We start from the raw sequence: 19,805 nt of genomic DNA, 5'->3' as shown, positions 1-19,805 counted from the left end.
CCATGAACCAAACAATAATGAGTGCTTCAGCGCGGTCAATGCGGCCGCCGCGCATCACCCATGCCGGGATGTCGTGGTTGCTGACTGCGCCCGCCATTCTGCTGATGTGCGTTTTCTTTCTCTATCCTCTGGCACAGGTTCTATCGATCAGCGTTACCGAGCCGGTTCCCGGGATGGGAAACTTTGCGCTTCTGGTCACCAGCGATTCGATCCAGCGGATGCTGCTGACGACGGCCAGAGTCTGCGGCATTACCGTGATCGCTACGCTGGTAATGGGATATGTAGTGTCGTATGTCATGGTAAATGGTTCGGCCCGCATCCAGCGTTTAACGTTGGTGCTGGTGATCATTCCGATGTGGGTGTCGGCGCTGGTGCGTGCGTTCATTTGGGTGGCGATGTTGCGGCGCGCAGGCATAGTCAATACAGCGTTGATGGATCTGGGATTGATCCATGAACCGTTGAATCTGGTCTGGAATGAATTTGGTGTCGCCATCGGCATGATCCATTACATGTTGCCCTATGCGATCTTGCCGCTGTACGCAAACATGCGGGCGATTGATAAACGCTATGTCATGGCAAGTCGCGGGCTGGGTGCCTCACGCAGTCAGGCGTTCCTGAAAGTATTCCTGCCGCTCAGTTTTCCCGGCGTCTTGGGGGCAGGCGCATTGGTAGGGGTTTATTCTCTCGGCTTCCTGGTGATCCCGGCCATTTTGGGCGGTGGAAAAACCTTGATGATCGCCGAATATGTACGACTACAGATCGTTGAATTACTGAATTGGGGACAAGGCACCATGTTGGCTGTGACGCTGATGGTGGCTGTATTTATATTGCTGGGCACGGTGATACGTCTGGTTGGCGTGCGGCGTGTGTTCGGTGGTGAGGGGACATAACATGAAAAATACACAAACCTTAGGACCATCTGCGGCAGCGATCACCGGCAACTGGCTGGTATTGGCTTTCCTCATTTTACCGATGACGATCGTTTTGCCGCTTTCGCTGACAGATCGGCCGTATCTTTCCATGCCGCAAGGCGGCCTGTCATTGGCGCATTATGCCAAACTTTTTGCCAGCAGCGATTGGCTGGCAAGCTTTGCGCAAAGCGGCATTATCGGTGCCGCGGCGACCGCAATCGCTCTGGTGGCAGGTGTTTCATGCACGGTTGGTTGCTGGTTGCTTGGAACGCGGTTTTCCAATTTTGTGCGAGCGCTGATGCTGATGCCGCTGATTATTCCCAGCGTGGTGTACGCATTGGGTATCTACCGTTTCTTCATTCAACTCGGTTTGCTTGACACTTATACCGGCGTCATTATTGCGCATGCGGTTACCGGCATGCCTTATGTCGTGATCACGACGGTTTCGGCGCTTGCCGGATTCGACAGCGCGTTAGTGAAGGCGGCGAGGGGTCTTGGTGCCAACTATTTCCAGGTGTTGCGCATGGTGGTATTGCCGAACATTCTGCCGGGCATCGTCTCTGGCGGCATCCTTGCATTCATGCATTCTTGGGATGAAATTGTGATTGTGCTGTTCATCGCCAGCAGAGAAATTTTTACAGTTCCACGCAGGATATGGGACGGTCTCAATGATCAATTGGATCCGATGATTGCGGCCGTGGCGGCAGTCATGATCGTGATTTCGATTGCGCTGCTGGTGCTGAATCGCACCGTGATGGCGCTGCGCGATTCCAAAGGGCAGGCCGGTATTGCGCTTGACAGTTGAACCATCGCACCATCGGTGAACATGATGTTATTCAACGTTGCTTAACTCAATCGAACAGGGGGAAATTGAACATGGTAAAGATCGGAAGCGGTGTATCACCAAACATTTTTTCAGATATTTCAGACGGTTCAGAGCATGCCCCGGCTGGCATGGACCGGCGACATTTTCTTGCCGCACTTGCCGTCCTGGGTCTCACAGCCGTGCCAGTCGGCAGAGCCTTCGGTGCGAATAATTCGGAAATATTGATTGCAAACTGGGGCGGTCTGGCATCCGAGGCTTTTATGAAAGCCTGGGCCGCGACCGAACTGCAACGCAATGGTATGAAGCTCATCATCGATGGTAGCGGACCCAGCGCGGGTAAGATCCGCGCAATGGTGGATGCCCGCAATGTTACTTGGGACGTGTGCGATGCCAGCGTCGGTGCTGCCTTACTGTTGGGAGAAGCCGGTGTACTTGAAGCAATCGATTACGGCGTGATCGGGACCAAAAGCGTTCGCCCGGAATATCAATTCAAATGGGCCATATGCAACTATATTTTTTCCTACGTGCTGGCCTTTAATAAAAGTCAGCTGGGCGGTAAACAGCCGAAGAATTGGAAGGATTTCTGGAACGTAAAAGATTTTCCGGGCAAGCGAACGTTGCGCGGCTCGTGTATCGGCCAGCTTGAATGTGCCTTACTAGCCGACGGCGTGCCTCCAGCGCAAATCTATCCGATTGATCTCAAGCGAGCGCTGGAGAAAATCAAGGAAATCAGACAGCACACGATATTTTGGAAGACCGGCGCGCAATGCGAAGACCTGTTCCGCCAAAAGGAAGTCGTCATGGGGAATATGTGGCATAACCGCACCAACGTGTTGCGGCTTGAAACCAAGGGCGATATCGACTGGACATGGGAAGGCGGCGTGGTGGCCCCGGCGGTCTGGATTATCCCCAAAGGAAATCCCGCGGGTAAAAAGAAAGCCATGGAATTTATCAAGTTGTCGCTGGAACCGGTGGGCCAGGTTGAGCTGTTCAAGAGCATCGGCATGGGCCCGAGCAATCCAGCCGCATCGGCGCTGATCCCGAATGAACTCAAGCGTTACGATCCCGGTCAACCGGAAAATTTGGCGCGGCAAATTCGGATCAGCGAGGATTGGTATCGTGAACATTTGACCGAAGCAGAGGCCAAATATCTCGACATCATTTCATCTTGACGCAGGCAGTAACTGCTTCTTTTGCAATCACGGGAAATGCCATTATGTCTGTGGAAAATATTTTAATTGACTGCGATCCGGGGCACGATGATGCCGTCGCGATTTTCATGGCGCTGGGCTCGCCCCAGGCGCTGCGCGTGATCGGTATTACTACCGTTGCAGGCAATGCATCGGTAGCGCTTACGGAAAGAAATGCACGTTTTCTTTGTCAGCTTGCCGGTCGGTCCGATATTCCGGTACGCGCCGGATGCGCCAGGCCGATGGTAGAGCGCGGGTCAGACGCCACCGATTTCCACGGAGAAAGTGGACTCGATGGCTTACCAATGCAGGATATCGCCGGTGCGCCCGACCAGCAGCACGGCGTCGATTTCATGATTGACTGCCTCACCAATTGTGTTGAACCCATCACGGTTGTTTGTCTGGGGCCATTGACCAATCTGGCGATGGCGCTAGTCAAGGCACCCGGCATCATCGCGGGCATCAAGGAAATCGTCTTCATGGGAGGTGCGCGGCGTGCCGGTGGCAACGTCACGCCGTGTGCGACGTTTAATGTGGTGTGCGATCCGCACGCAGCCCACGTCGTATTCGATAGCGGTTGCCCATTGGTCGTCATTGGACTCGACGCATCAAGTCAGGTGATCGTCAATGCAGAAGGACTAGATGCGATCGCCAAAATAGGCAATCCGATTGCTGCAGCCGCGCATCAAATGCTGGACTTCTTCAATCGGCGGCGGGTCGAGGTTTATGGTTATAGCTCAGACAATACTTCGCTTAACGATCCCTGCGTGATTGCCTATCTGCTGGAGCGAAGTCTGTTCTCCGGTAAAAAGGTCAACATCGCAATCGAATACGGATCGGCGTTGACCAAAGGTATGACCGTCGTCGACCTGTGGGGAACAACCGGCCGCACCCCCAATGCTCTGTGGCTGGATCAAGTCGATGCGCGCGGCGTCATGCGGCAGGTATGTGATGCGCTTCGGCACTTTTAAACCAAATAAATGCACCACCCATCATTGATGGATGCCCGTCGGGCAAACATGTTTCATGTTCAATTTTCGCTGAAATGTAAGCGATTACAAAAAAGGAGAGTAAGTATGTCGAAGATTATTTCCGTTGTAGCGCGAACGGTTCGCATGCCGTTGGATCGGGCAACGTCGTTCGCCCGTCGTGAAGTCCATGCGCGTGAATATACGTTGGTAAAAATCAAATGTGACGATGGCTTTGAAGGAATCGGTCATTGCTACAGCGGTCATGCCGGGGGCGCGCTGGTGACCGAAGCAGTCCGCCAGTTGCTCGCGCCGCTATTGATCGGCCGTGATTCAAACGACACGGAAATTCTGTGGAACGAAATGTATCAAGAGACCTTGCTGCACGGGCGCACAGGATCGGTCATGCGGGCCATCAGCATTGTTGATATTGCGCTATGGGATCGGAATGCGCGTGCCGCTGCATTACCGCTGTACAAATATCTGGGCGCTGCTTCGCGTGTGCATGTGCCCGCTTATGCCAGTGGCGGCTATTATCTCGAAGGCAAGACACCCCAGCATCTGGGTGAGGAGTTAGCCGGTTACGTGGCGCTGGGATTCAAGGCCGTGAAAATGAAAGTCGGAAGACTATCGCCAAACGAGGAAGAGGCGCGTATCGCCGCTGCCCGCGAAGCAATCGGCCCCGATGTGTTGTTGATGCTGGATGCCAACAATGCATGGCAAGACGTGCCGACGGCTTTACGCTATATCGAGCGTTACCGCGACTATGATCCGTATTGGATCGAAGAACCATTCAGCCCCGACCAAATCGATAGCCACGCGACGCTTGCCGCCGCCATTGAGATCCCGGTGGCGACCGGCGAAATCGAGGCAGGGCGGTGGCGCTTCAAGGAATTACTCGACAAGAAAGGCGCGGCCATTTTGCAAACCGATGCAGCGGTCTGCGGCGGTATCAGTGAGTTCCGCCGCATCGCAGCGATGGCCGACAGCTATGGCGTCACGATGTGTCCGCATTGGTTCCACGACCTGCATATTCATCTGGTCGCGTCTTCGCCGAACGGCCGCTTCGTTGAATTCTTTTCTGACGATAAAGTATTGAATTTCCGTCGCCTTATCGATCGTCAATTGACCGCCGTGGATGGCAATCTTTTGCTGCCAACTGAACCGGGTCTTGGTTATTGTTTTGATGAATCCTCCATCGCCAATTATCAGGCCGATGCCTGGAAGTGATGCTTAAATTTGGCTAGTATTTTAATGCTGAGGTCGCGCGTCGGTTTGCCAGCGTCGACCGATGCGGCACCGTAAGCGCTACCGGAGACCAGATGTCACAATTTAATCGCGTACTTATTACAGGCGCTGCCGGGAACATCGGCAGACTGCTGCGGCGGGAGCTGTCTGGTTATTGTCCCGCACTCAGGCTGATCGATGTCGTCCCACCTGCGCCAGCCGGACACGGAGAGGAAACGATGACCGTAGATCTGAGCGATATGGCTGCGGTGATGGCGGCAATGAAGGAGGTCGATGCGATCATCCATCTTGGCGGCATTCCGGTGGAAGCACCGTGGGCTAATATCCTCGACAGCAATATCGTAGGGACTTACAACCTTTATGAGGCGGCGCGGCTGGCCGGGGTCAAACGCATCATCTTCGCCAGTTCAAACCATGTCACCGGATTTTGTCGGCGCGAACGGAAAATCGACGGTGCGGAACCGGTCCGTCCCGATACCCGCTATGGTGTCAGCAAAGTATTCGGCGAAGCACTGGGGCGCTTGTATGCAGATAAGCACGGCATCGAAACCATTGTCCTGCGTATCGGCCAATTCAGACCGATTCCGACCAACCGGCGCATGTTGAGTCTCTGGCTTAGCCCCGCCGATATGGTGCGCCTTGCGCGTAGTTGCCTGGACGTGGCGCAGGTCCACTTTGAAGTTGTCTACGGCGTCTCTGCCAACACCCGGGCCTGGTATCAGAACACGGGCGCAGCGAACATCGGATTTACTCCTCTCGACAATGCGGAAGATTACGCGCAACAGATATTGGCGCAAAACACGGAAGAAGACCTGGCGGTAGAGCGTGAATTTCAGGGCGGTCCGTTTTGCGGTGAGGAATTCGACGGCGATATTGATCGTATCGATTGACCAACTAGATTGCGTTGCTCCCATGTACAAACAACCGAAAACCATCCATCCCGAGATCTTCGCCCGTCTGCCAGAGCAATATCGCAAGCGTTGCAGCGGCGGTAATCGCTGGCTGCAACTGAATCTGCGCGGTGCTGACCGGCATTCCCTGCTGGAAGGGCCATCATTCGATCTGCGCGGCAATCTCTATGTAGTAGACGTTCCTTTCGGGCGAATTTTTCGCGTATCCGAAGCCGGTATTTTTACGCTTGTTACGGAGTATGACGGCGAGCCGAACGGGCTGAAAATACACCGCGATGGCCGTATTTTTGTCGCCGATCATCGCAACGGCATCATGCTGCTCGATCCGGATTCGGGCCAGATGTCGCTGGTCTGCGGCGCCTATCAGGGTCAGCCTTTTAAAGGTGTGAACGATCTTATATTTGCTGAAAATGGCGACCTGTATTTTACGGATCAGGGACAGTCCGGCCTGCATGATCCGTCTGGCTCGGTATTTAAGCTTGATGCCAGCGGTGTTCTGACACGCATCCTTACCGGCATTCCCAGCCCAAACGGTTTGGTCCTGAATCGCGATGAAACGGCGTTATATCTGGCCGTCACCCGCGATAACGCGATCTGGCGGTTGCCGTTCCTGCTGGACGGTTCGGTGTCCAAGGTCGGGGTCTTCATTCGATTGTCTGGCGGAACCGGGCCGGATGGCATGGCGTTAGATCAGGAAGGTGGATTGGCGGTCGCTCACATTGGTCTGGGGTCAGTATGGATTTTCGATAGCTTTGGCGAACCTACGCATCGGATAGTCTCGCCCGAGGGACGATCAGTGACGAACCTCGCCTATGGTGGAATCGACCGACGCGATCTGTACATTACCGAGGCAGAAAGCGGCTGCATTTTACGTGCACGTCTGCTGATTGGCGGAAAACCGATGTTCTCGCATGCTTGAATTATTACCACCAATACTATCAACAACACCGACACATTAACGAAGGAATTTTATGGATTTGGGCTTAACAAACAAAACGGCATTGGTGCTGGCCGCTGGCGGCGGACTGGGACGTGCTATCGCCTTGGCACTGGCGCGTGAAGGTGCCAATGTCGTAGTGGCTGATATCGATGCAGCAGCGCTGAAAGAATCGGCGGAAGCGATTGAAATTGCAGGGGGGAAAGTGCTGTCTTTGCAATGGGATATCGGTGATTTATCGTTGCTTGAACCGAATTTCAAGGCCATCGAGGCGCATTTCGGCAGTGTCGATATTCTGTTCAACAATACCGGCGGACCGCCGCCCGGCACGGCGTCTGATCAGTCTTCCAGGTTGTGGTTAAAGCAGTTCCAGTTAATGGTCCTGTCCGTCATCTCGATTACCGACCGCGCATTGCCTGGTATGCGTCAGAAAAAATGGGGACGCATTATTACCAGCACCTCATCCGGGGTTATCGCGCCGATTGCCAATCTGGGTATGTCGAATGCGCTACGCATGTCGCTGGTGGGCTGGTCCAAAACCTTGTCGCGCGAAGTCGGAAAAGACGGTATTACCGCCAATATCGTTTTGCCGGGACGGGTGGCGACTGAGCGCATTCATTTTCTTGATCGCGCCAAGGCTGCACGTGAAGGGCGCGATCTGCAAGACGTGATCGACGAGAGTACCGCATCCATTCCCGCCGGTCGTTATGGTAAGCCGGAAGAGTATGCCGATGTTGTGACGTTCCTTGCCAGTGAGAACGCAGCCTACGTGACCGGAAGTGTCGTGCGTATCGACGGCGGCCTGATCGCCAGCGCCTGACTACAAACGCGGTTTAACACCTAGCAAAGGAGTATGCAACATGGCACTTGATCAAAAAATTATCGCGACATTGTCTGCCGTTACGACAGCAACGCTTACCACTCTGTTGTTGAAAAAGGGATTGAGAAATGTATGGATTCGGGGAGCTAAGCCATTACGCCCCGGTCAGCCGCGCTTGGTCGGCGAAGCGTTTACCTTGCGCTTCGTACCGGCAAGAGAAGATTTGGCCACGCCCGAATCATGGTCGTCTCCCAAGTCCACACGCGCAGCAATCGAAGCGATGCCAGAGGGATGTATCGTGGTGGTTGATGCGATGGGCATCACTGATGCCGGTATTTTTGGCGACATATTGTGCGCCCGTATGCAACGGCGGGGCGTGGCGGCGCTGGTGACCGACGGCGTTATCCGTGATCTTGAGGGCGTGCTGGCAACCGACTTGCCAGTGTGGGGACAGGGCACGGCAGCACCGCCATCGGTCGCGGGTTTGACTTTTGTGAACTGGCAAGAACCGGTGGGATGCGGTGGCGTCTGCATCATGCCCGGTGACGTAATCGTGGTTGACGGCGACGGTGCGGTACTTATTCCATCTGCATTGGTCGATGAGATTGTCGCAGCTGCGCCCGAACAGGAGCGGCTTGAGGCCATACCTTTATACACAACTCAGCCGCCTTCTTCGCGTAACGCCTGCAACGTCTGAGCTGCGGTCATCACCTGGTCCAATCCACGCCAGATTGTCTTGACGCCAGGCTCACCATCGCTCTTGCGTCCAAGGAAGCCGCCAATTTTGGCAATCAAGCGGATGACGTCATTTAGGCGTGGCGGCTGCGCTGGCCTAGGTTGCTTTGCGAGCAGATAAGTCCCGCGGATTTCGTCTGCCGAGAAGAACAGTGCGGCGTCTAAGTCGGGGCAATTGCGGCCCAGACGCATCAGGTAGGTGATCCGCCAAGCCACCACCATGAACAACGCCAGCGCGCGCTCGACCCGATCGATTGCGCCCAGTTGCAGGGTTTCCACTTCACAACCATTCTTCAAGACATGGAAATAGATCTCGATTTCCCAGCGTGCGCGATACCAATCGATCAGCTCGACGACATGATCGGAGGTGGTCGCTGCGCGGTTGGTCAGCAGGCGCCATTCGAGCGGCTTGACGCCCTCGGGCTCACCGACTTCGCGGGCCACGATGCAGGTAGCGCTGATGCGCCCGCGTTTGCCGTCAGCGATCTCGACCACGCGCGCCCACAGTTGCTGGCGCACCGGGCGCGACTTTTGGGTGCCCCGTGCCGGCATCGTGAAGGCGATCTCGCCGAGCGCCGCGCCGTTGGTCGTGTAGGCCCACAGCTTCTCACCGTCCTCATCGGGCAGGCAACGATTGTGCTTGGCGCGCACCAGCCAGTCCGCTGGCGTTCCCAGCTCGCTGGCGCGTCGCATCATCGCGACCATGTCGGCCTCGCGGTCAGCCAGATATACCAGTCGCGTTTGCGGCATCTGCGCCGCCATCTCGGCGATCCGTTCATAACCCTCGACCCAGCGCGTGCTTTCCTTCTGCCCAGGGCGCGCGCCGTCGGCGTTGCGCTTCTCGCGTGCCCACATCCACGCATCGAGCACGCCCAACGGTTCGCGCCCGGGCGTGACCGCGTAGGTCGGATGCACATACATCCCGCGCCGCGCCTCATAGTTCAGTGGCCCGAGCCCCGCCGTTTCCTGTCCATTGAAGTCCAGCTCTGTCGTGTCCTGGATGCACAGCATCACCGGATGGGCCTGCATGCGCTCCTGCGTGCGCGCCCAGTGCGGCGCCAAGATGTCACGCCAGTCCACGTCCGTGTTGCGCAGAAAGCGGTAAGCCGCCACCGTCTCGCTCCAGCCATCGCATGCCGCCGGAATGCTCGCTTCAGGATTCGCCGCAAATCGTTCCATGAGTATCTTTGCCCTTTTGTTGAGACGACCGTCGCCAAGGTCGAGTCCGGCAAACTCATGATCGGTCCACCGCAGTGCAGCCTTGGCCATTTCGTCGTCCAAAGTGCAAGAGTAAACGCGATTTCGTCGAAGTTTACAAGTGGTGCGCGTAACTCATTGAATGTTAACGAATTTTCTCGTCATGCCGGCTGCGCAGTCAGAGTTGTGTATAACGAGATGGGGTAAAGCGCTCGGCTCAATAGGCCACCTAGGCGCGTACTCTTTTCACGAGACTAAGAACATTATTTCTGGTGAGGGCGGGGCTCTTCTGATCAACGATGAACGCTTTACCGAGCGCGCCGAGATCATTCGTGAAAAAGGTACCAACCGTGGCCAGTTTTTCCGTGGCCAAGTTGATAAGTACACGTGGGTGGATATTGGATCCTCGTATTTACCGGGAGAGGTGATCGCTGCCTTTCTTTGGGCGCAGATGGAAGAGGCTGATCAGATCACTGGTAAGCGCCTCGCGGTTTGGTCCTTTTATCAAAATGCTCTGGCGCCTCTAGAGGCGGCCGAAAAGTTGCGTCGACCTGTCGTTCCGAAGGAGTGCAAGCATAATGGCCATATGTACTACATTGTGTTGCCCAGTTTGGAAATTCGCACGAAAGCCATCGCGCAAATGAAGGAGGCTGGCATCAATACAGTGTTTCATTATGTCCCTCTCCACGACGCACCGTATGGAAAAAAACATGGACGTGTTCATGACGATCTTTCAATTACCCGTTTGACTTCAGATTGCTTGTTACGATTACCATTCTGGCTTGGCGTCGAAGCTCATCAGCAGAAAATAGCGCACGAATTGTCTGCCTGTTTTCTTTGAAAAATATAATAATAATCATAGTGAGTCATGCAAAAAAAATTCATGTTTTCCGATAAACGGTTCAATATTGGTCAACCATATATTCGACTCCTCATAATAATATTTATTGCCGCTTTGTTTGCAAAAGGGCCTGTCCTTTTTCGTGGATATTCAATCGATGACTACGGGTTCATGTCTGGCATTAGCGCCAAAACCTTCGAGACGATGTTCTCACAAGGTCGTTACATCACGGCGGCAATCATATGGATCGTTGATTCAATCGGTGCCAACATCTACGACATGTATTTTTCTGTTGGGCTAGCAGCATTATTTTTGCAAGCAGCTTTTTTGGCGTCTATCTTGCGTTTTGTTGGAATGGAGGATGCACCAGCAGCGGGTCTAGTAGGCGCCATAATGATAGCCCATCCGTATTTGACTGAAATACTTACTTTTCGGATGGCACTACCTACTTACAGTGTTGCTCTGATTTTTTCCATCATAGTATTGGAAATGGTGATCAAGAGACCGGCAACTTGGGGCGCACGAGCATTCGCTCTATTTGCGACTCTTGCAATGCTCTTTACCTATCAAATTTTTCTAAACTATTTTGCAGTTGCGATTATTTTTTCCTTTATCTGTGGGCAAGTTACACATAACAAAAATGGTCAATTATCGGCTACTAATAATGTTTATCGTGAGCGAGCGATAACGCTGACAACTATCAGCACTATTTCAACCATTATTTTTGTTGCAATTACTTGGCTAGCTAAAGCGCTGGGTTTAACTAAGGGAACAGCCAGAGCTAACTTTATAGCTTTTGATAAGATCCCTGAGCGAATAGAGCAGATATCATCTTCCGTGGTGCAGATTTATTGGGCATCTGAACCGGTTTTCCCAGGATGGCTGAAGACACTGGTTGCATTGATGCTTGTCATATCAATAGCAATAATTCTTAGGCATTTTTTCACGGGGGATAGAAAGAATTCTATTAGTAATGTATTTTTTACTTGCTGTGCGTTCTCACTACTTATCCCTGTTTCGCTAGGAGTTGTCATACCCTTTGGGGATTGGTGGCCGGTCCCTCGAGTCATCGCTCACGTTGCAACAATTATTGGATTGATCTTTCTCTTGGCAGACTCGTGTGTGCACGATTCAGGCAACCGCTTTCTAAAGTCAACAATTTTTGTTTTTAGGGTTATAGTTCTCGTTGGATTCGTATTTCTAAGTAATCAAATCCTGGCCGACCAACAAAGGATTAACCAGCAGGACAAGATGATGGCGAATCGAATAATTTCTCGTCTTGAAATGGATCCGAATTTCGGCAATGTCCAATTCGTATACATCAATGGAGGGTCATGGGGCTTTCCCGCTAGGTTGAGAACAGTACAGGGCGATATGAATGTTTCTGCATTTTTTGTCGATTACTCAAAAGTTACGTTGTTATCAGAAGTTTCCGGATACAAGTTTGAAAGAGCACTGGGATCCAGGGAAGTTGTTGGAAAAAGTTATTGTAAGATTAAACAGCCATGGCCTCATGCTGAATCAATAACTGTTGAAAATGACGTTGCTATCATTTGCCTGAATCCGTGACATCCAAGCTGCAAAGTCAATGCTGGCGCGGGTTTCAAGCCGATTTGTTTAAGTTTTTTAGGTGTGGCCGGCAATCAGGCGCACTGCGGTGTTGAGCAGTTTTGCGGTAGCCGTCCCGAGCAACAGCGCGGGCAGCAATGCCTTGATCCCCGTATGCGCGAAGGCGTGATTGATGCGGCGCGTTGGTGGCAACGGGACCATGGCGTACGCCACCACGACAGTGGGCAATTGAAGGTTGTCGCACAGGGTCTTGGCGGCGAAATCCTGCATCAACGCCAGCTGTGACAGACCGGGAACGTGTTCCAGGTTGAGGCGGTGTTTGAACCGCTTGAACGCTTCTTCGATGCGCCAGCGCTGTGGTGGTACAGGCCGCCGAATTCTGCGGCTGGAAAGCGTGTGGGTTCAAACAGATTTATCATCAGAACGCGCATCTTGCCGGTAGAGGCAACATGGCGGACCTGCCGAACGATCTGCGGAGTCGCAAGACATTCATAATCGGCGGCATCGCGCCGTGGTGGTGCCTGCAGCGTGACGATTTGTTCAGGCAAACCGTAGCGCAGAAACTGGCGCACACAGGTGCAGCCGCCGCATTCGGCGGGGTGCTTGACGCGCATGCAAAAAGGGATGCCACATAAGTTCAGCAAAGCTGGTAGCCAGCGGCACGGATAGCCCCGATCCATCAGCAACAGATCGTCGTTGGACAGGCGTTCAAGGTGCTGGAACAGCATAAATGAAATCAAAGAGTTACACGCTTTGGCCTGTAGCTCTTTTTTCTTTTCCCACTCCCATGGGGCACTGGCGGGACACTTCAGAAAAACAAACTGTAACGTCGCGTTTGCTTTCGGACTGATTTGCGTTTAATTCTGAACTTCTGTGCCGGCCATGTGAGGATCTTGTTCGAATTGACCTCCGGTCATACAGTTACTTTCCAATGATATCCGTTCGCTGGCCCGACAAGTGATACGCGTTTTTCATTGCAACTGCCCATAAACGCCCCGAATGAGAAGTTTACGGCTTAACAGGCTGTTGAAACAAACGGCGGGAAAGGGAAGCAAGAAACACGGAGGAATTTGATTTGGCAAGCGATACATCGCACGCGCAACTACCCGTGCGATGCGCTGCTTTTAGATTAAACCTGTTTGCCAGCCATTGCGGCTTCGTAACGTGCTTTATTGGCTGCATTCGGCGGATAAAGTCCGGGCAACGATGCTCCACCCTGCACTTCTTCCATAATCCAGGCCTCAAGCCATCTCGTTATACACAACTCTGACTGCGCAGCCGGCATGACGAGAAAATTCGTTAACATTCAATGAGTTACGCGCACCACTTGTAAACTTCGACGAAATCGCGTTTACTCTTGCACTTTGGACGACGAAATGGCCAAGGCTGCACTGCGGTGGACCGATCATGAGTTTGCCGGACTCGACCTTGGCGACGGTCGTCTCAACAAAAGGGCAAAGATACTCATGGAACGATTTGCGGCGAATCCTGAAGCGAGCATTCCGGCGGCATGCGATGGCTGGAGCGAGACGGTGGCGGCTTACCGCTTTCTGCGCAACACGGACGTGGACTGGCGTGACATCTTGGCGCCGCACTGGGCGCGCACGCAGGAGCGCATGCAGGCCCATCCGGTGATGCTGTGCATCCAGGACACGACAGAGCTGGACTTCAATGGACAGGAAACGGCGGGGCTCGGGCCACTGAACTATGAGGCGCGGCGCGGGATGTATGTGCATCCGACCTACGCGGTCACGCCCGGGCGCGAACCGTTGGGCGTGCTCGATGCGTGGATGTGGGCACGCGAGAAGCGCAACGCCGACGGCGCGCGCCCTGGGCAGAAGGAAAGCACGCGCTGGGTCGAGGGTTATGAACGGATCGCCGAGATGGCGGCGCAGATGCCGCAAACGCGACTGGTATATCTGGCTGACCGCGAGGCCGACATGGTCGCGATGATGCGACGCGCCAGCGAGCTGGGAACGCCAGCGGACTGGCTGGTGCGCGCCAAGCACAATCGTTGCCTGCCCGATGAGGACGGTGAGAAGCTGTGGGCCTACACGACCAACGGCGCGGCGCTCGGCGAGATCGCCTTCACGATGCCGGCACGGGGCACCCAAAAGTCGCGCCCGGTGCGCCAGCAACTGTGGGCGCGCGTGGTCGAGATCGCTGACGGCAAACGCGGGCGCATCAGCGCTACCTGCATCGTGGCCCGCGAAGTCGGTGAGCCCGAGGGCGTCAAGCCGCTCGAATGGCGCCTGCTGACCAACCGCGCAGCGACCACCTCCGATCATGTCGTCGAGCTGATCGATTGGTATCGCGCACGCTGGGAAATCGAGATCTATTTCCATGTCTTGAAGAATGGTTGTGAAGTGGAAACCCTGCAACTGGGCGCAATCGATCGGGTCGAGCGCGCGCTGGCGTTGTTCATGGTGGTGGCTTGGCGGATCACCTACCTGATGCGTCTGGGCCGCAATTGCCCCGACTTAGACGCCGCACTGTTCTTCTCGGCAGACGAAATCCGCGGGACTTATCTGCTCGCAAAGCAACCTAGGCCAGCGCAGCCGCCACGCCTAAATGACGTCATCCGCTTGATTGCCAAAATTGGCGGCTTCCTTGGACGCAAGAGCGATGGTGAGCCTGGCGTCAAGACAATCTGGCGTGGATTGGACCAGGTGATGACCGCAGCTCAGACGTTGCAGGCGTTACGCGAAGAAGGCGGCTGAGTTGTGTATAAAGGTATGGCTTTACCCTTGTACGTGGACATAATCCCCTGTGCAGCATCTTCAATGACTAACAGATTATGACGCTGGGCGATATTCATGATGGTGTCCATCTCGCAAGCCACCCCCGCATAATGGACGGGGACAATCGCCTTGGTTCGAGGTGTAATGGCCGCCTCGATCTTCGTTTCATCGATGTTGAGCGTATCCAGGCGAATATCCACAAACACCGGCACCCCGCCGCGCAGTACAAAGGCGTTGGCGGTTGAGACAAAGGTATAGGACGGCATGATAACCTCGTCACCCGGTTGAATGTCTGCGAGCATTGCTGCCATCTCAAGTGCCGCCGTGCATGAATGGGTGAGTAATGCCTTGCGGGCACCAGTGCGCGCTTCCAGCCAGGCGTGGCATTTTCTTGTGAACATGCCGTCGCCAGCGAGGTGACCATTCGTATGAGCCTGTTCGATATACGAGAGCTCACGTCCCGTCATGTAGGGTTTATTGAATGGAATATTATTTAATGACATATTTATTGTTTCCAGGAAAAACCCAATATCTAAAGACAATAAAAAGAAATGCAGCCACGATAAAAATTGCACCTCCTTGAACTAATTCGTGTGGATACCTCAAGCGATCAACCAGGCACAGAAGAAGGAAGTAATTGATGAAATATCCTAGTAAATGGGAAAATGCATAACGTACCATTGACTTCCGAGCATTTCCTCCATGAGAAAACGTCCATTGGCGATGACCATAGAAACTAATGGCTACCCCGACGAGATATATCAAAGTCATCGATTTTTTTGGCTCTAATCCAAGATGATTACTGAGCAGGTAGCCAAGATAAAGCATTAAGTTGATCCCCCCACCCACCAAACCGTAGCGAAGCAGTTGCTGAATGGACTTGCCAATTTGTGTATTTCCAGATAAATCAATCATTTTTCAGGACCATAAAGCCAAAACCAACTTGATCATAGTAGTCACCATTTTTGAGTAAACAACTGGCTTTATTCATCTATTAACCAAATAGTAGTGAAATGAATAACAAATGTTGATTTTTTCCAGCAGTGTTCCGAACTTGATCACCTGCCATTTAACGGCAATTTTCGAGTATAGAGTGAGTAGGATGGTGAGAAAAATGTAGTAATAGCTCATAGCACCAAACGATGGTAAATATCTTGCGGGTTGTTGAAGGAAAAGCCGAGAGAAGTATAGAGCTTAAGACATACCTTTATACACAACTCAGCCGCCTTCTTCGCGTAACGCCTGCAACGTCTGAGCTGCGGTCATCACCTGGTCCAATCCACGCCAGATTGTCTTGACGCCAGGCTCACCATCGCTCTTGCGTCCAAGGAAGCCGCCAATTTTGGCAATCAAGCGGATGACGTCATTTAGGCGTGGCGGCTGCGCTGGCCTAGGTTGCTTTGCGAGCAGATAAGTCCCGCGGATTTCGTCTGCCGAGAAGAACAGTGCGGCGTCTAAGTCGGGGCAATTGCGGCCCAGACGCATCAGGTAGGTGATCCGCCAAGCCACCACCATGAACAACGCCAGCGCGCGCTCGACCCGATCGATTGCGCCCAGTTGCAGGGTTTCCACTTCACAACCATTCTTCAAGACATGGAAATAGATCTCGATTTCCCAGCGTGCGCGATACCAATCGATCAGCTCGACGACATGATCGGAGGTGGTCGCTGCGCGGTTGGTCAGCAGGCGCCATTCGAGCGGCTTGACGCCCTCGGGCTCACCGACTTCGCGGGCCACGATGCAGGTAGCGCTGATGCGCCCGCGTTTGCCGTCAGCGATCTCGACCACGCGCGCCCACAGTTGCTGGCGCACCGGGCGCGACTTTTGGGTGCCCCGTGCCGGCATCGTGAAGGCGATCTCGCCGAGCGCCGCGCCGTTGGTCGTGTAGGCCCACAGCTTCTCACCGTCCTCATCGGGCAGGCAACGATTGTGCTTGGCGCGCACCAGCCAGTCCGCTGGCGTTCCCAGCTCGCTGGCGCGTCGCATCATCGCGACCATGTCGGCCTCGCGGTCAGCCAGATATACCAGTCGCGTTTGCGGCATCTGCGCCGCCATCTCGGCGATCCGTTCATAACCCTCGACCCAGCGCGTGCTTTCCTTCTGCCCAGGGCGCGCGCCGTCGGCGTTGCGCTTCTCGCGTGCCCACATCCACGCATCGAGCACGCCCAACGGTTCGCGCCCGGGCGTGACCGCGTAGGTCGGATGCACATACATCCCGCGCCGCGCCTCATAGTTCAGTGGCCCGAGCCCCGCCGTTTCCTGTCCATTGAAGTCCAGCTCTGTCGTGTCCTGGATGCACAGCATCACCGGATGGGCCTGCATGCGCTCCTGCGTGCGCGCCCAGTGCGGCGCCAAGATGTCACGCCAGTCCACGTCCGTGTTGCGCAGAAAGCGGTAAGCCGCCACCGTCTCGCTCCAGCCATCGCATGCCGCCGGAATGCTCGCTTCAGGATTCGCCGCAAATCGTTCCATGAGTATCTTTGCCCTTTTGTTGAGACGACCGTCGCCAAGGTCGAGTCCGGCAAACTCATGATCGGTCCACCGCAGTGCAGCCTTGGCCATTTCGTCGTCCAAAGTGCAAGAGTAAACGCGATTTCGTCGAAGTTTACAAGTGGTGCGCGTAACTCATTGAATGTTAACGAATTTTCTCGTCATGCCGGCTGCGCAGTCAGAGTTGTGTATAACGAGATGAGCTTAAGAACAGCGAGATTAGTAGCGGAAATCGAGCTTTTCACTTTCTCATTTCCATTTCCCAGCAATTCGCTGCATACCGCACTCCACCAGTATTTTGCCAAACCCTTACCACGATACTTATCCGCCACCGCATGCAACACTAGGTTATTGCCGCTATAGCCGATGAACCCTGCCAGTTCACCCTGCCAGTACAGACCATAAACATGTTGTGCTTCAAGCAATTGCCCCAGCCAGTTGTCATAGCGTTGGTCAGCGGCTGCCTTAGATAGATTGAAATCGCGATGGAAGCGACCATGAGTAAATGCGCCGTGGCAGATTGCCAGTACCTGCTCTGTGTTGACTTCTTTCGAAATCGTTGAGTCAGGATGCTGCGCTGGGCGCAACTGAGCGGCACTACAATATGGTTCAATCAAAGAATCACAGTAATAAAATCCACATTCGTGCAGCAGCCGTTTATCCGCTAGTGGATCCACTTTGATGGTGTAATGGCCCGCAGTCTGTTCAGCCTGTTGTAGCGCAGCCGCCGAGTATTCGAGCAGCTCCCAGGTGGGTATACCAAACGTGGCTGTGTCCCACGGCGTGGCCTTAATCAACTGTACTTGGCTCATTGAAGGTTGTCCGCCCTATGATATATAGAGGTCGCTTCTTGCTTTCGTCAAAGGTCTTGCCAAGATAGATGCCGAGGATGCCGAGGATGCCAATAATAATACCGCCGATGAAATATAATGAAACAATTAAACTGCTCCAACCAGGAATCGGTGAACTGTGAAGAAATGCCGTTCCAAGGATGTATGCGCCATAAAAAAAAGAAAAGAACGCCATCAGGAACCCGAAACGCACAGCCAACCGCAGCGGTTTGTCGGAATGGGCGATGATTGTTTCGGAAGCCATCGTCCACAGCTTGGCGAAGGTATAGGTAGACTTGCCCTCGTAACGTTCAGAGTGTTCCACCTCGATACTGGCAGTGGGAAAGCCCATCCACTGCATCAGTCCGCCAAAGAAGCGCAGTTGCTCGCCCATTCGACGGAAATTCACCACCACCTTGCGCGACACGATACGAAAATTGCCGCTTTCTCCGTCATATTCGATATCCGCCAGATAGCTGAATACTTTATAGAACAGCCATGAGGTAATGCGTTTAAGTAACGGATCGCGCCGTACGCCGCGCCGCGCCAGCACGACGTCATAGCCTTCCTGTGCTTTGGCGTACAGACGCGGAATTTCCTCGGGTCTATCCTGTAGGTCACAATCCATAACCACCACCCACTCACCACAACAATAATCCAGACCGGCGGTGATGCCATAGTGCTGGCCGAAGTTGCGGCTGAACTGAATGCCGTGCACACGCGGGTCGGCCATAGCCAATCGCTCTATCACCTGCCATGAGTTGTCGCCGCCGCAGTCTTCGACCAGTACTATTTCAAAATCTGGCGAGATGCTTTCCAGAGCAGTCTTTAGGCGCTGGTATAGCTCGTCGAGGCAATTCTCGGCTTTGTACACCGGAATAACGACGGAGAGATGAGGAGGGGCGGCATTTTTTGATGCTGCTGTAAAGGTGCCATTCATGATTATTCCTCCACGTTCAATAGGAGGGATGAAACACGAAGTGCGCACGCATCCACAACAGGTGGGAATTTAAAACGGACACTTTGTCTAAAATGATATTTATAGTCACCGACAACGGGAAAAATGTCGGTAGCGGCGCAAATTATTGTGTTTTTAGCGCTACATAACTGGTTGCGTATAACTAACACAACGGATGGGGAAATAAGAAAAAATGCCATTCAAAACCCTCTCAAACGCTAACGACAGGGTTAGCGCTCTCCTTTTACGTAAATAATCATACTTTTGTAATATGCAGGAGTAGGTCATCTATTTCGCACGATTTCGGCCTTTCCCTCTCTCCCGTTACCTCGGCGCGCATCATAACACGGAGCAACATTTTTCGGCCTGCCGCCGACGTACCAGTCGCGGAAGTTTTCTCTCCGCAGCCCGCTAAGCAAAGACCGCAGAGATGGTGGAACTATCGTGTGGACTTGCAACGACGGCTGGTCGCGCCGGACTGTATGCGTCATGCCAGTACCGTCTGTTCAACGCGTCCCGGTGTGATCATGATTGAGGGTGAAGCACAAATCGTCTGCGCCCACAAATTCAATCATGGACACAATCATTCAATCTGGAAATCTTCCGGAAAGATGTCGGCGGCTTTATCCGGGC

The 19,805-nt window shown here is 53.7% G+C and carries 19 protein-coding genes and 2 pseudogenes; 12 read left to right on the top strand and 9 right to left on the bottom strand.

All coding sequences use genetic code 11. The features are described from left to right. Positions 1–2 precede the first annotated feature (2 nt). From AC3CHX_RS17210 to AC3CHX_RS17170, 9 genes are all read left to right on the top strand, one after another. Positions 3–890: an ABC transporter permease gene (locus tag AC3CHX_RS17210; RefSeq protein WP_488629249.1), complete on the top strand. Its 888-nt coding sequence runs from the start codon at positions 3–5 to the stop codon at positions 888–890. Position 891: 1 nt separating this feature from the next. Further along, positions 892–1,716, top strand: coding sequence for an ABC transporter permease (locus AC3CHX_RS17205; RefSeq protein WP_488629248.1), 825 nt, complete (start codon positions 892–894; stop codon positions 1,714–1,716). Further along, the gene (locus tag AC3CHX_RS17200) at positions 1,713–2,909 is read left to right on the top strand and encodes an extracellular solute-binding protein (RefSeq protein ID WP_488629247.1); all 1,197 of its coding nucleotides are present in this window, start codon (positions 1,713–1,715) and stop codon (positions 2,907–2,909) included. Before AC3CHX_RS17205 ends, AC3CHX_RS17200 begins: the two co-directional genes overlap by 4 nt. 50 nt (positions 2,910–2,959) lie before the next feature. Then, a complete protein-coding gene (locus AC3CHX_RS17195; protein ID WP_488629246.1) occupies positions 2,960–3,898 on the top strand; it encodes a nucleoside hydrolase in 939 nt (312 codons plus the stop codon). A gap of 105 nt (positions 3,899–4,003) precedes the next feature. Next, positions 4,004–5,125, top strand: coding sequence for a mandelate racemase/muconate lactonizing enzyme family protein (locus AC3CHX_RS17190; protein WP_488629245.1), 1,122 nt, complete (start codon positions 4,004–4,006; stop codon positions 5,123–5,125). A 92-nt stretch (positions 5,126–5,217) separates the two neighbouring features. Beyond that, on the top strand, positions 5,218–6,033 hold the full coding sequence (locus tag AC3CHX_RS17185; protein WP_488629244.1) for an NAD-dependent epimerase/dehydratase family protein: 816 nt from the start codon (positions 5,218–5,220) through the stop codon (positions 6,031–6,033). 22 nt (positions 6,034–6,055) lie between these two features. Further along, positions 6,056–6,973: an SMP-30/gluconolactonase/LRE family protein gene (locus AC3CHX_RS17180; RefSeq protein WP_488629243.1), complete on the top strand. Its 918-nt coding sequence runs from the start codon at positions 6,056–6,058 to the stop codon at positions 6,971–6,973. Positions 6,974–7,025: 52 nt separating this feature from the next. After that, positions 7,026–7,811, top strand: coding sequence for an SDR family oxidoreductase (locus tag AC3CHX_RS17175; RefSeq protein WP_488629242.1), 786 nt, complete (start codon positions 7,026–7,028; stop codon positions 7,809–7,811). Between the two features lie 40 nt (positions 7,812–7,851). Next, a complete protein-coding gene (locus AC3CHX_RS17170) occupies positions 7,852–8,508 on the top strand; it encodes a ribonuclease activity regulator RraA (RefSeq protein ID WP_488629241.1) in 657 nt (218 codons plus the stop codon). Here the strand turns inward: AC3CHX_RS17170 and AC3CHX_RS17165 are convergent. Further along, positions 8,472–9,815 (bottom strand): IS4 family transposase, encoded by a 1,344-nt coding sequence (locus tag AC3CHX_RS17165; RefSeq protein ID WP_488629235.1) that lies wholly within the window; start codon positions 9,813–9,815, stop codon positions 8,472–8,474. The two genes, AC3CHX_RS17170 and AC3CHX_RS17165, sit on opposite strands and share 37 nt — an antisense overlap. A 70-nt stretch (positions 9,816–9,885) precedes the next feature. On the opposite strand from AC3CHX_RS17165, the gene AC3CHX_RS17160 reads away from it, so the two are divergent. Together AC3CHX_RS17160 and AC3CHX_RS17155 are read left to right on the top strand one after the other, a co-directional pair. Then, entirely contained in the window at positions 9,886–10,584 is a 699-nt protein-coding gene (locus tag AC3CHX_RS17160) for a DegT/DnrJ/EryC1/StrS family aminotransferase (protein WP_488629240.1), read from the top strand. 27 nt (positions 10,585–10,611) lie between these two features. Further along, the gene (locus tag AC3CHX_RS17155) at positions 10,612–12,153 is read left to right on the top strand and encodes a glucosyltransferase domain-containing protein (protein WP_488629239.1); all 1,542 of its coding nucleotides are present in this window, start codon (positions 10,612–10,614) and stop codon (positions 12,151–12,153) included. A 57-nt stretch (positions 12,154–12,210) separates the two neighbouring features. On the opposite strand, the gene AC3CHX_RS17150 is transcribed toward AC3CHX_RS17155, so the two are convergent. The 3 genes and pseudogenes from AC3CHX_RS17150 to AC3CHX_RS17140 all read right to left on the bottom strand — a co-directional run. Continuing rightward, complete coding sequence (locus AC3CHX_RS17150) at positions 12,211–12,423, bottom strand: hypothetical protein (protein ID WP_488629238.1); 213 nt, start codon at positions 12,421–12,423, stop codon at positions 12,211–12,213. Continuing rightward, positions 12,423–12,881 (bottom strand): hypothetical protein, encoded by a 459-nt coding sequence (locus AC3CHX_RS17145; RefSeq protein WP_488629237.1) that lies wholly within the window; start codon positions 12,879–12,881, stop codon positions 12,423–12,425. The genes AC3CHX_RS17150 and AC3CHX_RS17145 overlap by 1 nt, the downstream gene beginning before the upstream one ends. A gap of 401 nt (positions 12,882–13,282) precedes the next feature. Then, a pseudogene (locus AC3CHX_RS17140) lies at positions 13,283–13,399 on the bottom strand (ribonuclease activity regulator RraA); the annotation flags it as partial. 130 nt (positions 13,400–13,529) lie between these two features. On the opposite strand from AC3CHX_RS17140, the gene AC3CHX_RS17135 reads away from it, so the two are divergent. Then, positions 13,530–14,873 (top strand): IS4 family transposase, encoded by a 1,344-nt coding sequence (locus AC3CHX_RS17135; RefSeq protein WP_488629235.1) that lies wholly within the window; start codon positions 13,530–13,532, stop codon positions 14,871–14,873. Positions 14,874–14,887: 14 nt separating this feature from the next. On the opposite strand, the pseudogene AC3CHX_RS17130 reads toward AC3CHX_RS17135, so the two are convergent. The 5 genes and pseudogenes from AC3CHX_RS17130 to AC3CHX_RS17110 all read right to left on the bottom strand — a co-directional run. Continuing rightward, positions 14,888–15,397 (bottom strand): annotated as a pseudogene (locus AC3CHX_RS17130) (aminotransferase class I/II-fold pyridoxal phosphate-dependent enzyme); the annotation flags it as partial. Next, a complete protein-coding gene (locus AC3CHX_RS17125) occupies positions 15,384–15,809 on the bottom strand; it encodes a GtrA family protein (protein ID WP_488629236.1) in 426 nt (141 codons plus the stop codon). The gene AC3CHX_RS17125 and the pseudogene AC3CHX_RS17130, both read right to left, overlap by 14 nt. A 303-nt stretch (positions 15,810–16,112) precedes the next feature. Next, positions 16,113–17,456: an IS4 family transposase gene (locus tag AC3CHX_RS17120; protein ID WP_488629235.1), complete on the bottom strand. Its 1,344-nt coding sequence runs from the start codon at positions 17,454–17,456 to the stop codon at positions 16,113–16,115. A gap of 89 nt (positions 17,457–17,545) precedes the next feature. Next, positions 17,546–18,196: a GNAT family N-acetyltransferase gene (locus tag AC3CHX_RS17115; protein WP_488629234.1), complete on the bottom strand. Its 651-nt coding sequence runs from the start codon at positions 18,194–18,196 to the stop codon at positions 17,546–17,548. Further along, positions 18,174–19,154 (bottom strand): glycosyltransferase family 2 protein, encoded by a 981-nt coding sequence (locus AC3CHX_RS17110; RefSeq protein ID WP_488629233.1) that lies wholly within the window; start codon positions 19,152–19,154, stop codon positions 18,174–18,176. The genes AC3CHX_RS17115 and AC3CHX_RS17110 overlap by 23 nt, the downstream gene beginning before the upstream one ends. Positions 19,155–19,805 lie beyond the last annotated feature (651 nt).

The organism is Glaciimonas sp. OK215 (assembly GCF_057787885.1).
This window is presented reverse-complemented; position numbering and strand designations above follow the sequence as displayed.